The sequence below is a fragment of the Cyanobacterium sp. Dongsha4 genome, assembly GCF_036345015.1.
Taxonomy (GTDB): Bacteria; Cyanobacteriota; Cyanobacteriia; order Cyanobacteriales; family Cyanobacteriaceae; genus PCC-10605.
Genome location: NZ_CP084098.1, coordinates 3746909 through 3761358 on the forward strand (window position 1 = coordinate 3746909; position 14450 = coordinate 3761358).

General features: G+C 34.7%; 13 protein-coding genes. 4 read left to right on the plus strand and 9 right to left on the minus strand.

All coding sequences use genetic code 11. The annotated features are described in order from the left end of the window. Window positions 1-4 precede the first annotated feature (4 nt). The 3 genes from Dongsha4_RS16200 (at window position 5) to Dongsha4_RS16210 (ending at window position 4247) form a co-directional block, all read left to right on the plus strand. Window positions 5-1762 (plus strand): fatty acyl-AMP ligase, encoded by a 1758-nt coding sequence (locus Dongsha4_RS16200; protein WP_330203332.1) that lies wholly within the window; start codon window positions 5-7, stop codon window positions 1760-1762. Beyond that, window positions 1763-3316 (plus strand): MBOAT family O-acyltransferase, encoded by a 1554-nt coding sequence (locus Dongsha4_RS16205; RefSeq protein WP_330203333.1) that lies wholly within the window; start codon window positions 1763-1765, stop codon window positions 3314-3316. 295 nt (window positions 3317-3611) lie between these two features. Next, the gene (locus tag Dongsha4_RS16210) at window positions 3612-4247 is read left to right on the plus strand and encodes a hypothetical protein (protein ID WP_330203334.1); all 636 of its coding nucleotides are present in this window, start codon (window positions 3612-3614) and stop codon (window positions 4245-4247) included. A gap of 165 nt (window positions 4248-4412) precedes the next feature. Here Dongsha4_RS16210 and Dongsha4_RS16215 read toward each other — a convergent pair whose 3' ends face one another. From Dongsha4_RS16215 to cysE, 9 genes are all read right to left on the minus strand, one after another. Further along, window positions 4413-6020 (minus strand): helix-turn-helix domain-containing protein, encoded by a 1608-nt coding sequence (locus Dongsha4_RS16215; RefSeq protein ID WP_330203335.1) that lies wholly within the window; start codon window positions 6018-6020, stop codon window positions 4413-4415. Between the two features lie 289 nt (window positions 6021-6309). Continuing rightward, window positions 6310-6894: a hypothetical protein gene (locus tag Dongsha4_RS16220; RefSeq protein WP_330203336.1), complete on the minus strand. Its 585-nt coding sequence runs from the start codon at window positions 6892-6894 to the stop codon at window positions 6310-6312. Between the two features lie 148 nt (window positions 6895-7042). Next, on the minus strand, window positions 7043-7804 hold the full coding sequence (locus Dongsha4_RS16225; RefSeq protein ID WP_330203337.1) for a dinitrogenase iron-molybdenum cofactor biosynthesis protein: 762 nt from the start codon (window positions 7802-7804) through the stop codon (window positions 7043-7045). Window positions 7805-7909: 105 nt separating this feature from the next. Next, complete coding sequence (locus tag Dongsha4_RS16230; protein ID WP_330203338.1) at window positions 7910-8167, minus strand: hypothetical protein; 258 nt, start codon at window positions 8165-8167, stop codon at window positions 7910-7912. Between the two features lie 26 nt (window positions 8168-8193). Then, window positions 8194-8490, minus strand: coding sequence for a ferredoxin III, nif-specific (gene fdxB / locus Dongsha4_RS16235; RefSeq protein WP_330203339.1), 297 nt, complete (start codon window positions 8488-8490; stop codon window positions 8194-8196). A gap of 70 nt (window positions 8491-8560) precedes the next feature. Beyond that, on the minus strand, window positions 8561-9214 hold the full coding sequence (locus Dongsha4_RS16240) for a CBS domain-containing protein (protein WP_330203340.1): 654 nt from the start codon (window positions 9212-9214) through the stop codon (window positions 8561-8563). A 92-nt stretch (window positions 9215-9306) separates the two neighbouring features. Next, entirely contained in the window at window positions 9307-9507 is a 201-nt protein-coding gene (gene nifT, locus Dongsha4_RS16245) for a putative nitrogen fixation protein NifT (protein WP_330203341.1), read from the minus strand. 142 nt (window positions 9508-9649) lie between these two features. Further along, entirely contained in the window at window positions 9650-10762 is a 1113-nt protein-coding gene (nifV, locus tag Dongsha4_RS16250) for a homocitrate synthase (protein ID WP_330203342.1), read from the minus strand. Window positions 10763-10783: 21 nt separating this feature from the next. Then, the gene (gene cysE, locus Dongsha4_RS16255) at window positions 10784-11515 is read right to left on the minus strand and encodes a serine O-acetyltransferase (protein ID WP_330203343.1); all 732 of its coding nucleotides are present in this window, start codon (window positions 11513-11515) and stop codon (window positions 10784-10786) included. Window positions 11516-13058: 1543 nt separating this feature from the next. On the opposite strand from cysE, the gene nifB reads away from it, so the two are divergent. After that, a complete protein-coding gene (nifB, locus tag Dongsha4_RS16260) occupies window positions 13059-14441 on the plus strand; it encodes a nitrogenase cofactor biosynthesis protein NifB (RefSeq protein ID WP_425590805.1) in 1383 nt (460 codons plus the stop codon). The last annotated feature ends 9 nt before the right edge of the window (window positions 14442-14450 follow it).

The following is a 14450-nucleotide window of genomic DNA, read 5'->3' on the forward strand; positions in this document are numbered from 1 at the left end:
GACAATGAAAAATCAACAAATTACTAATTTAATTCATTTACTGGAAGATAAAGCTCGAATTTATCCTGATAAAGTGGCTTATATTTTTTTAGCTGATGGTAAAAATATTAGTGATAGTTTAACTTATTTACAGTTAGCTGAAAAAGCCAAAACAGTGGCAGGGTATTTACAATCAAAAGTGAAAAGAAGTGAAAGAGTGATTTTACTGTACCCTTCAGGATTAGATTTTATAATAGCTTTTTTTGGTTGTATTTATGCAGGAATTATCGGGATTCCCTTACCTCCCCCTGATATGTTTAGGAAAGCGTCAAACCTAGCCAGAATTAGGACAGTCATTGAAGATGCGAAGGCAACTTTAGTCTTAACTCCTAGTAATTTATTATCTCAGTTGGGGGAAATTAGTTCTGAATTTAACAACATTCAATGGCTGAGTATAGAAAATATTGATGAGCAATCAATAAAAAAATGGAACAAACCATCACTATCTCCAGATAACATTGCTTATTTACAATATACCTCTGGTTCTACAGGTGAACCAAAAGGAGTAATTATTACTCACAATAACTTGCTCAATTTCTTTCCTAACATTTCATTGACTGTATATTTGCGATCGGACAGCAAAATGCTCAGTTGGCAACCTCATTTTCATGATGGCGGTTTAGTAGGTGCATTATTAATTTCTCTATATGTAGGCATTACTTGCTATATAATCTCTCCATTTACCTTTATTAAGAAGCCGTTGTGCTGGTTGCAATTAATTTCTAATTATAAAATTACCCATAGCAGTGCTCCCAATTTTGCCTATGATTACTGTGTTAGTGCCATAAATAATTTACAAAAAAATTTACAAAAAATCGAAAACCTCGATTTGAGTAGTTGGCAAACAGCAGGAAATGGATCTGAGCCAATTAATATAGAAACTTTAGAACGTTTTACTAAAACTTTTGCCCCCTATGGTTTTTCTGAAACTGCTTTTTCTCCGGGATATGGATTAGCAGAAAATACTTTAACTATTAGCCAGAAAAAAACATTGGAAAAACTTACTTTTCGTCAAGTGTTGCCAGAATTTTTAGCTGAGAATAAAGTAGTAGAAACAACAAAACCAGAAGGGAAAATAATCGTTAGTTGTGGTGTGCCAATTCCTAACACGAAAATAGTTATTGTAAATCCAGAAAACCTCACTCAATTATCGAGTAACGAAGTGGGAGAAATTTGGGTAAAAAGTCCATCAGTGGCTAGAGGTTATTGGAATAAACCAAAAGTAAGTAAACAAACATTTAAAGCCTATTTAGCGGATACAAAAGAGGGTTCATTTTTACGCACAGGAGATTTAGGATTTCTCAAAGAGGGGGAGTTATTTGTTACTGGAAGATTAAAAGATTTAATTATCATTCGGGGACAAAATTATTATCCTCAAGATTTTGAGCAAACGGTGAAAAAATGTCATCAACAATTGCAAAATAATTCTTCCGCCGCTTTTTGTGTAAAAGTTGAAAATGTTGAACAGTTAATTATTGTTGCGGAAATTGACAATAGTAAAAATATTAACTTTGATGAAGTTATTATGCAAATTCGTCAAACCATCGCACAGCAATATCAATTATCTGTTTATGCAGTTGTTTTAATTAAACAAGGAACAATTCCGAAAACATCTAGTGGAAAAATTCAACGAAAGGCTTGTGGCTTTCAATTCTTAAACAGTCAATTAAATGTTATTTATAGTTGGTGTTTAAAAAATCAAATATTTACAGATAAAATTTAGATGTCTATTTCTTTTGCTCAGTATTATTTAATTATTTGTCCCATTATTTTAATTCTATTTCTTCTTTCAGCTAAATTAAACAAAAGTTATCCATTAAAAGTTCTTATAATTTGTTCCATTGCTATTCTGGCTAGGTTCGATCGCATCTCCCTCATTATTTTATTTACCATTACTTCTATTAATTTTTTATTAATTCAATACTTATTATATAAACCTAAATACAGTAATTATGTAAGAAGAATTGGGATCATTATTAGTTTATCTCCTTTACTTTTTTACAAAATTTTTCTACCTTTTTTATCTTTTAAAAATTCTTCTCCTTTCAGTTTTGAATCCCTGCTAATACCTTTAGGGGTTTCCTTTTATTGTTTACAACAAGTTACCAGTTTGTGTGATTGCTCAAAACCAAATGTTTGTAAACTTAACTACATTCAATACTTATGTTATTCCATGTGTTTTATTTACTTACCAGCAGGACCTTTAATAAATTATCGTAATGCGGCACCTCAATTCAAGGTAATGGAAAATTTCCAGATAGATACTAATAAAATAGCACAAGGTGTTTCACTGTTTATATTGGGAATGTCGAAGAAGGTAATCATAGCAAATAATATTTCAGACAACATAGATAGTATTTATCAAGCCTTACAGAATGTTCCTGATATAGTTTTATCGGCAACAGAGCTTTTTTATCTGTTATGGAGCAGTGCCTTACAACTATATTTTGAAATTTCTGCTTACTCTGACATGGCAATAGGATTGGGTTTATGTTTTGGCTTAGTATTACCCATTAATTTTGATTCTCCTTTTAAGGCTAAATCTGTGTCTAATTTTATTAATTCTTGGCACATGAGTATTATGAGTTTTATGCGAGAATATGTTTTTCAACCTGTATTTATGAATCTGAAAAAGATAATCAATTTGCCTATGAAGTTACGTTATAGTGTTGCTTGGGCTATAGCGGTTTATCTAACTTATGTTGCCAATGGACTATGGCATATCTCTAGAGGTATCAATATATATTATTTTATATCAATCTCTTTTGGTGCATCTCTTTTGGTGATTACTGAGTTATTAAAAAATAATAGTAAAAAGACCATTTTTTTTGGATTATCATCTGTATCTCAAATGTTGGAACGCCTTGTTTTATTTATAGCTGTTATACTGAGCTTTAGTTACTTCATAACTCCTAATGCTCATATTTTGAGTGAAAGCATATTAAATTCATTTGGGAATTTTTATATAACTTTACCGAAGTTTTTATTGCGTTTAGGCCTGCCAGAAAACTTATTTGGTTTTATTCAAATTATTGGTACTTTCCCTAATATAAGAATGGGGGGTACTTTGCCAATGTTTTATTTACTTTTATTTACCTTAATAGTTTTTTTCTTACCAAATACGGGAGAAATTTTCTCTTTATATAAAAGCAGTAAATTTTCTTTATTTCATTATTATTGGAGTAAAAAAATATGGCAAGGAATAACTCTTGGGATACTCTTGTATGTGAATATTTTTCTTGTTTCTAACACAAAAGTTTATTTTTATGGTCAATAAAAATATCTCAGCTAAATTATATTTAACATTATTGTTATCAACCTTTCTGCTACCAATAGGTATTAACGCTTTATTTAATATATTGGTAGATCCTTTTTTATTCTTTCACAAAAAAATAATTGTTGGTTTTAATCATTCGCACAACCATAGTTTTTTTAATAACAAAGATGCCTATATTTTAAATTATTCCCGTTCAATAGCAAAACAAAATAAGAGTAAATATGTAATAATAGGAACATCGAGAATTTTATATGGAATGGATACCTGCAACAATTCTACAATACAAAAAATTGCCATGCACAGGATCAAACCCCCCGAAGTTTTAAAAATTACTGAAAACCTATTTGACAATAAAAGTATAAGCACACTTTTGATAGAAATAGCATGGATGAAGCCTGAAAAACACCAAAAAGAATTATCACTAGCTTCTCTTTTATTTGGTTTACAAACCACAAAAACATCTTTTGAGATTCTGATAAATAGTAGATCAGATAATAATACTTTTACTACTTTGAACTGTTTTCCTGTTGGTTATTCCCCCCTCTTATTTACGGAAATAACTCAAGAGGATAAAACTCGTTTCGATTCTAATAAACTATTATCGGTTGAACAACTTGAGTTCTATTCTCAATCAATCCGCAAAATAATAAACATCTGCGATGAGAAACGAAGTAAGATAAAGATCGTATTTTTTATGGCACCAAACTTACGGAAAACTGTGTCAGAGAAAAAAGTAAATCAGTTTATTGAGTTTTTAAGACAAGACTTGAAAAATTACAGCAACACTTCTTGTCAAGTTGCGATCGCACCTTATTTATATAATTCACCTGACGATTTTTCTAACTGGTTTGACGCAAATCATTTTAAGCCCAGTATTGGTAATGAATATCTTAAACAACTACTAAATTACAGCAATTCCCATGTTGAATGAAATACATAATAATGAACAGTTTTAATTAAAAATTCTAGTTCTTTCCATAAGATAATCTCTTTATTAATGCCCTTCGGGCGAGGTAAGAAGCAACAGCCCCTTGGCAACAGGAAAATTCTGGATAAAAAGAAAAGCCTTATTGCCTTCTTTAATTGGTCAATTATTTTATTGCTTTATATTTAATACTTGTATAATTTTCAATCTATCATGGTGTTTTGCGGAAAAACGACCTTTTTCCAAATCCCTAATCCAACTTTGACTCTTACCTAATTTTTCTGCTAATTTCCTTTGACTTATTCCTTGTAGTTTTCTAGCATTGGCAATTTGTTTGCCGTCTAAAATCGATAAATTATTAACTTTCTTTTTGGTATTGCTTCTACGCTGTTTTTTATTTTCCCAATTAGATAACTTTTCATTCCACTCAGAGGGTAATTGAAACTGAAGAATTCGAGATTTCATTAATAAATTCCACTTTCCGGGTGGAGGAGAATTTGTAATACTATCCTCATTATTGGCATCATTAATCCAAAAATCCAAAGATTCGTCCGCATCTTCGGGAATATCTGCCAGTCTTGCCCATAAGGGTTGAATCTTGAGAGGATAAGTAACAGGGTCAAAAACTGCCTTGATATTATAAGAAGCAAGTAATTCTAAATCACTTTCAAATCTACGAATTAATCTTTTTCTCTTTTCTCTCTCTGCGGAATCTTCCCGAACTTTTGCTTCTCCATAGGCAACATACATTAATTTCAAGACAGTGATACACTGTTGTCTGCCCATTTTACTTTTAAACAATAACCACAGCATAATTCTCACAGCCCCTTCGTGTTGATGCCACACCCCCATAACCGTACTTAATAAAAATTTAGGTAATGTACCATATTGATAATAAGCAAGATATTCTTTATAACCCTGTATATTGAAAAAATACTTTGACCAGATTCCCGCCCTAAGTTTGAAAGTCATGCTTACTAAGTGTTTATAACCTTGACTATCTTCCTGAAAGTGATTTTCGATCGCAACTAGATGCCAAATTCGATCTGGAGGAGTAGAAAAAGACTTTATTTTTCCTTGTTGAAACCAATTGATGTTAACAACAAGTTGACAGGGTTGCTGAACTAATGCTTTAATTAGAGTCAGCTTTGATGCCTTACTGAGATCTTTACGTTTGTCCAAACCTAAATAGGTTTCAATCTGTTGATTATTTAAAACAATTTCCTGTTCCCAAGGCTTTTCTAGGGCAGTAATAGAAGCGGCAAAAATTAAATGCAAACAAGTTGAGCGAATATCCATTGACTCAAGCAGTGACGACGCTTCTTTGTAACTCAACGTCTCAGGGTTTTCGGAAATCAAATCATCAGCGAGTCTAAACTCAATCTTACCTTTTCCTTGCTTGACTTGACGTTCATGATAAACCTTACCTCGCTCATCAACTTGCCAAGGGAAAATTTGACCTTTAGCTAATATATTACAAGCCTCCCAAATGACCATCGCCGATGACATAGGATTACTGTAACCGTCAGCAAAAAGATACTGAGTGGGCAAAGCCTGTAAATCAACTTTATAACGACCTTTTTTCTGGGGCAAAGGCACGGGTAAATTATCGGGACAATAACTCAAACAAGCGGGAGGAGAATTTTGTTCCTCACAGTTATTACATAATCCGGGTTCTACCCAATAATTATTATTTGCATCTAGTTGAATAGCATTAGTAGGACAAGCTGGAACACAAAGACCACATTGGACACATTCATTGGGGATAGTGTAAGCCATAAGTCGTCATCTCTGAGAAAGAAGTTTTTTCTAAAAGAATTTCTCCCACAACTCCCAATCATAAATATTGGAAAAGTTGATTGCATTTCTTGCATTTTTGCTTACGCTATGTTAATATTAGGTAGTTAGTCCAAAATTTAAGAACACGTAAAATCCTGTTAGTATAATCTCGCATCAAGGTTTGTGAACAGGAAATTTGCAGTTTGTGCAGTGGTGAGAGAGCCAGTCATGATAAAAACTGGTATAACGATCTATTTTTACCTTCTTCCCTTCAAATTAAAGTATGTATTTATACTAGAAGAAAACTTTTTGAACTGGTATAGTATTCATCCCAAGATGGAGGTCTAAAATCTAGGTTGTAATTGCGATCAACGTATTTTACTAACTGTGGCAGTTCGTGGATAGCCATTTGTCGATTAAGAAATAGTCTTAATATTGTTTCCCAATTTGAGGGATAATTTCTAATGATAGAATGTTTTATCACCAAAGATTGATATTCTTCTTCATTTGGATCAATTATGACATCAAGGCTAAAAATTGCCATAGGACGAATAAAAATTCCTGTAGCGGCGATCGCAAAATCACCATCAACTTTGCTTTGTTTCATCACTACCACAAAATGTCCCCCTTGAGGAATTTGGCGAGTAAAGGCGTTTTGCTCTTGAATAGGTTTAAATTCAATATTATAGCCCTCTGTAAGTCCTTGCTCTAGGGTAATGTCTTCGTATGTTTGGTGAGGTGATGGTAAATAGATTATATATTGATTGACACCTTTGTTTTCAAAGGTTTGAATAGAATCTTCCCCAGAGTTGTATTGTTGTCTTATCCTTTGATTTAGATAGCTTTCATGATCACAAATATGAATTAAAGACATACTCAGAATATATTGTTCAAATTTGTTAAATACTCCCAGAAATTGCACAATTTCCCCCTTTTCTATTGATTATTTTTTGTTTAATAAATTTTCTTCTTTTAATCTTCGTCTTTAATTCAACCTAAAACCTGCCACCTGATACCTTTTTTTAGAGATAATTGATCATATGCAAAATAGGAGAGCCATAATTTTTGAGACGTTTGTCGGCGGATATACCTAAAATCTTGGCTAACCAAGGAGGAGGAGAAGATGCGATCGCACTTTGTAAATTGGCTAAAATTTCCCGTGCCGAACCACCTTTTTCTATCTTCATCGGATAAATATTTGCTTGAATCACTTTCGCCGCCGCAGGCCCACCAATGGAAACAACATAAACTATCGCACAATCTTTCAATAAATCTACTCGAAAGATATTTTTTTCTTCTGCTAAATCGGCTTCTAATGCAGAACGAACATCAATCAGTTTTATTTGATCAGCAGATAGTTGATAAATTAAATAACGATGACAAGAACCAAAATGCCCGTCTAATCTTTCCCCAGTATTAGATGAAACCGCAACCCTAATGGAGTTAGGCATATCGCCCTCCCGATAAGATTCAACAGATAAAGACTCCTGCTCATTTGTGGTGGTTTCTCCCCATAAAATTCTAACGGCTTCCTTAAAGGCGGCGATGTCTTGGTTGTCAGCATCCTCCCCTTCCCATTCTCCTTCATCTCCTTCGTAAATATTGCCAAAAGCTCTTTTAAGTTGAGTCACTGTAATTTTATCAAGAGATTCACCGCTAATTTCTCCATCAAATTCCGTTTGTAAAGCCTCAATTAAATCTTTGACAGTAATATTCGGTATTGCTTTTGTGGCTAAGGCAATTCTGAGAGCAACATCATCAGAAATAGGTTGTGTAGTAGTCATTGATTTTTCTCCTAATTAAATATTTCTAGCGATTTTTATATTTATGAGGTGCAGTTTTTTGATACTATTCCCCATTCCTGAATTTAGAATTTTTACCATCGGTTATTAAGAAGTTGAGGTCAATAATTCTGGATATAAGTTCAGTTTTCTAGCAAGATTACGAGCAATAAAGATCAGAAATTTAGATCCCTCCTGATTATTTCCATGAGCCATAATTGTGGCAACCTGAACCACTGTACGGACAAAATTTTCGTCAATTAAATTTATACTAGCGTCCAAAATCTCCGGCTCTTTACCACTAGGACAACGTAAGAGGCGATCGATTAATTGATAATATTCTTCTTGGCGTTGAGAATTAGTCATTAGTTTTCCTAGGCAATTTCGTTAATTTAAACAGTCAAAGCACTATGAGTGTGACATTTTTTCGGACAAATACGAGAACAAGCCTCACAACCAATACATTTTTCAGAATGAACAATGGTCATAACTTGACGCTCTATATCATCTTCATCATCTTCATCAATAAATTCACCAAATTCGTTCATTGGTTGTAACATTAAAACGCCTCTACCGCAGACTTTATAGCATCTACCACAACCTAAACAAGTTTCTGCATTAATTCCTCTAATGAATTTAGGTTCCCAAGTCAATCCTCCTTGAGTCAAGCCAGTTAGTGTCGTAGTCATTAATATTCTCCTTTGTTAAGTTAGTAAAGTAGAAACATAAAAAAATGTCCCTACTTGTTGTTTTAAGCTCTTATACTAAAATCTGATCAACCTCAACCAACTCTGGTTCATGGTGTTGATGACGAATCTTCAGAATTTCGGGATGATCCAAACAGAATTGTTGAAAAGGAGTTGTGTCAGGTGATTGTACTCCTTCTTGGTAGGTTGCTTCTGCTTCTAAATCTTCCACCAATGCCCAAGCATCTATACATTCTTGAGATGTTGCCCCTTTCGTTTTTGCGATCGCGATCGCATCTTCAACGGCTTTTTCCAATTCTCGACGTAATAAAGGTACTTTAGGATTTTCCACAAAGTCTCCCTTATAGAGAATATCGGTTTCAGAAACAATGCCGAGTAAGTCTCCTTGAATCACTGGGGCTATACGAATTCCAGTTAAAGCAAATAACCGAGCCACGTATTCAACACCCAAATCAGGATTGACAACAATACAAGGTTTGGTCATAACTTCATAGACACGCATATTGGCGGGATCTTTACCATAAGCCACAACCTTATTGACAATATCTGTATGGGTAACAATTCCATAGGCATCTTTTCGACTACGTAAAGAAACAATTAAGGCTCTGAGGTTTTTAAATTTCATCAATTTAACGGCTTCCGCTACTGTTGCTGAACCACGAATAGTAGCTACTTCGTCAGTCATAATATCAGATGCTCTTAACATAATATTGTAATCTCCATGAATTATTACAATGGATAATTAGTTATTTTCAGCTAGTATTTACATCCCTAAGAGATTAGTAAATACACAATTGACTATAGTTTTTTGGCATTCAAAGTTTGTGGGAGTTTTATATCATCTGTAAAATTGTCGAAAGCTAATTTCCAGCCATTGGCAAGAGTCAGAATTTTGCCTTCATAGGTGATGGTTTCTTCCACAACTTCTTCTTCCAAGTCTTTCTTGGGAACATACACTGATAAGTGTCCGATTTCGTTTTTGTGCAACATTACTTTCATAAGATAAACTCCAAGGTATAGTAATTATTAATAACCATTAGCGATGCTCGAAAATAAGTTATAGTAGTCACCATGTTATTGATGATCTTTTGAGATTCTTTGATAGACTCAGACTGAGAAAATCTAGGTTTTTCAGCAAATCTTAATGATTTGGGATTAAATTCATCAATTCCTCTGGAGTTAAACTTCTTTTTAACTTGATAGATAATTCTCTTACCGCATCCACAAGAGAACTCATTTCTTCTAAACTGAGAGTAATGCCATACTGTTGCAAAAGGTTATTAACTAAATGTTTACCTGAATGCTTCCCGACAACTAAACAACGTTGTGTTCCAACTTCTTCAGGGTTAAATGGCTCATAGGTGGCAGGATTTTTGAGTACTCCATGACCATGAATCCCAGACTCGTGGGTAAAAGCATTTTTTCCAACAATAGCTTTCCAAGGGGGAACGTCACAACCAGAGGCTTGGGCGACAAATTCGGAAATCTCTTTAAATCTATTGGTACTAACACCAGTATTAATACCATAAATTTTTTTCAGAGCCATCACCACTTCTTCTAAGGCGGCATTTCCTGCTCTTTCTCCCAATCCATTGACAGTGGTGTTAACTGATTTTGCACCTGCTTGAATTCCTGCTAGGGCGTTAGCTGTTGCCATGCCAAAGTCGTTATGGGTGTGCATTTCCACGGGAATAGTTAGCTCATTAACCAGATGCTTAACTTTGTTATAGGTGGTAAGAGGATCGAGAATACCGACTGTGTCACAAAAGCGAAATCGACTAGCTCCCCAATCTTGGGCGGCTAAAGCCACATCGAGCAAAAAATTCATATCAGCTCGGGAAGAGTCTTCCCCACCTACTGATATATATAAGCCTCGATCGCACCCATAGTTGATGGTTTCCTTAAGTCGAGTTAGAACTAATTGATAGTTGCCTTGAAATTTGACTGCTATTTGGATTTCCGACACAGGTATGGATATATGTACCCGTTGTACACCACAAGCTAAAGAAGCATCAAGGTCAGAACGTAAAGCACGATTCCAACTGGTTAGCTTAGTTTTTAAGCCTAAATTAACAATTTCCCTGATAGCTTCGATTTCAGTGCCTCCCATAGCTGGAATACCAATTTCTAATTCTTGTACGCCGATGGCATCCATCAAAGTAGCGAAGGCAACCTTTTCCGCTAGGGTAAAAGCAACTCCCGCCGCCTGTTCCCCATCCCTTAAAGTGGTATCATTAATTTCAATTTTGCTCATAATTTATTCATGATTTTAAGGTTAACAGGAAGACAGTTTTTCGATGGTTTGTTCCAATTTTTCGATGCGATCGCGCAGTGCCAACTCCTGTTCGAGTAACGAACGAATGACCTTACCTTGAGGATCAGGTAGTTGACCATGTTCTAAAGGACAACCATGACCCATTTTCGAGACGATACGCCCCGGTATTCCGACAACAGTACAATCATTAGGGACATCTCGAAGTACGATCGAACCCGCACCAACCCGAACATTATTCCCCAGATAAATATTGCCTAAAATCTTTGCACCAGCACCAACCACAACATTTTTGCCAAGAGTGGGATGGCGTTTTCCCGTTTGTTTCCCAGTTCCACCCAACGTGACATTTTGGTAAATTAAACAATAATCTCCCACTATTGCCGTTTCGCCAATTACCACCCCCATACCATGATCGATGAAGACTCCTTGACCAATAGTCGCCCCCGGATGGATTTCAATACCCGTGAAGAATCTTGCCAAATGAGATAATAAACGGGGCAATAGAGGAAATTGATTTTGCCATAGCCAACTAGCTAATCGATGTAGTAGCAAAGCATGAAATCCGGGATAACAAATAACTACCTCTAGCCAATTATTAGCCGCAGGATCACGGTCAAAGATAATTTGAAAATCCTTCCAGATATTTATTAGCCAAGGAATATTAATGAACAAGCTATGGTGTTTGTCCTTCTTCTTTTTCAATGTTAGGTGAATGGTTGGCGGTTGTTGCATTGTTCTAGTAAGAGATTTGTTGCCAGTGATAAAACTTTAGGACATCTTTTATCAGGAATAGTGAGCAGTGATTTTTGGCAGTGAAACCCATTTGCTACCTTGAAAAAACCACCACATCTATAGGACTACCCTTTTGCATTAATACCAATTTCTTTTAATTCCCAAACAGTAATATAATTACAATGCTAAAACTAGCAATATCAATACTGTGGCAATATTTTGAACTCGGTATAAAAGTTATCAAAGAGAAACATTAAATGATAACCGTCTGTAAAGTTTATAACAGCACCTTTAATTTGACCTTTAAAAATCCATGAGGTTAAACTTATTAAACTTATCAAATATGTACTCAATAACTTGATTAGCTTGTCTAGTTATACTTTTGAAAATTCATAATTTTTTTTTGGGGGATACCTCCTAGTATTTTTCCTAATACCCGTTAGTATTTTTTAGTTTAGATATTAGTATTTTGTACTCATCATTTCTATCCTCAAACCCTTTTAAATTAATGATTTGGCTAAGATTTAAGCTCAAGAAAATTAAAACTTAAAAGAAAAAAAAGGAACTAATAACGAAGTAGTTATTTTATCTAGTTTGTAGCTTTTGTTACATTTATTTAAACTTACTTATGAGGGGTAATTGTACTCAAAAAAATATTTATGTTAAATTGGATACAGATTTATCGGATCGTAGATAAAAGAAATAGCTAGATCTCGAAGGAATTTGAAATTGAAATTTATATTTTGCTGGAGGAGTAAAACAGTCTTACTCCAGTGTTTCCCTAAACTAAATTTTTTTATGGGTGATTAAGCATCTCCACTTTTTTCTCAAAAGTACGAGAATTCTTCTACAAGCTCGAACTAATAAGATAAGTAACCTGAGTTCGGGATAAATTTTCATCTATGAGTGATAGCCAAAGGGGCAAAAGGCAAGAAGCAAAAGTGCAAAATACTTACAAATCCAAGACTCTGGCACAATGTTGAGTAAATCCGAGTACAGTAAATTGAGTGTAGAAAAATTGATAGACAAATGGATGAAATCCTTGTCAAAAGAGAAATTAGAGAGGTTTATACCCTAAAGAAAAAATACTAGAAGGTCAAGAATAAATACTAATCACCCATTACCAAAATACTTGCATCTATACCCCTTAATTTTTTTTATTTTAGTCGATCGCACCGCAGAATAAGAGTTTGAGCAATTGAGTATAGCCTTAATTAATCAGATAAAACTAACTGAGTGCAAGTTGAATAAGAGATAAAAATCCTAGTGTTATAAGTTTAATAACGAATCGAACAACTAAGTTTTTGTAGAAAAAATTATAAAAAAAAGATTAAATCAATCTCTAATAATTAAGCTACAAGGAATTTAGAGTTCAACCCATCAATTTCGGCTTAAGAACAACAAAAATAAATCACTATTTAATTAGGTTTATTCCATAAGTAATTAAGTTGACTTGATATTTTCAATTTCAATTTCTGTTCACATAATTTACTAGGATAAATCAATGTCACCTAGCACAACTTTGATACCAGAAGTTGCACCTATGGCAATGGCAAAAGCACCAACTAGCTGTGGCTGTACTTCTACAACTCCTCAAAAAGTAGATCCCAAAATTCAAGAGCGTATTGAAAAACATCCTTGTTATAGCGAAGAAGCTCATCATCATTATGCACGGATGCACGTAGCAGTAGCACCAGCTTGTAATATTCAATGTAATTTCTGTAATCGCAAGTATGACTGTGCCAACGAAAGTCGCCCCGGAGTTGTGAGTGAATTACTTACTCCTGAAGAAGCCGCCCATAAAGTTTTGGTAATTGCCGGGAAAATACCACAAATGACAGTTTTAGGTATTGCAGGGCCGGGTGATCCTTTGGCGAATCCTCAGCAGACTTTCCGCACTTTTGGATTGGTGGCGGAAAAAGCACCTGATATTAAGTTGTGCTTATCGACTAACGGGTTAATGTTACCTAATTATGTTGATCAGATTAAAGAATTAAATATTGATCACGTCACCATTACTATTAATATGGTTGATCCCAAAATAGGAACTAAAATTTATCCTTGGGTACGTTATCAACGGAAACGCTGGACAGGAGAAGAAGCATCGCAATTACTCCATGAGCGTCAAATGGAAGGTTTACAAGCCTTACAAGAAGCAGATATTCTCTGCAAAGTTAACTCGGTAATGATACCCGGTATCAATGATCAACATTTAGTGGAAGTTGATGAGGCTATTCGGGCTAGAGGTGCATTTTTACATAATATTATGCCCTTAATTTCTGCTCCTGAACATGGTACTTATTTTGGCTTAAATGGACAAAGAGGGCCTACTCCTAAAGAGTTAAAAGCTTTACAGGATAGTTGTTCAGGCAACATGAAAATGATGCGTCACTGTCGTCAATGTCGGGCTGATGCGGTGGGATTATTAGGAGAAGATCGATCGCAAGAGTTTACCAAAGATAAATTCTTAGAAATGACTCCTGAATATAACCTCGAAAAACGTCAAGAAGTTCATGCTCATATTAAAGAGGTTAAAGAGGCTCAACAATCAGCTAAAGCTGAGAGAATCGCTAAGAAAAAAGCTAGAGGGGAAAAAATCTTAATCGCTGTGGCAACTAAAGGCGGTGGTATCGTTAATCAACATTTTGGACACGCTAAAGAGTTTCAAATCTTTGAGGTTGACGGTGTTGAGGCTAAATTTGTCGGACATCGCAAGATTGATCAATATTGTCAAACGGGTTACGGTGAGTCGGCAACTTTAGAAGGGATTATTTCTGCCATTCAAGATTGTAAAGCGGTATTAGCTTCTAAGATTGGTGATTGCCCTGAAGAAATGCTACTTAAAGCGGGTATTCAACCTGTACAGGGTTACGACACGATCGACTCTTTAGCTTTGAACTTCTATCAACAATTCAAGCAAGTATAATCACGGGGG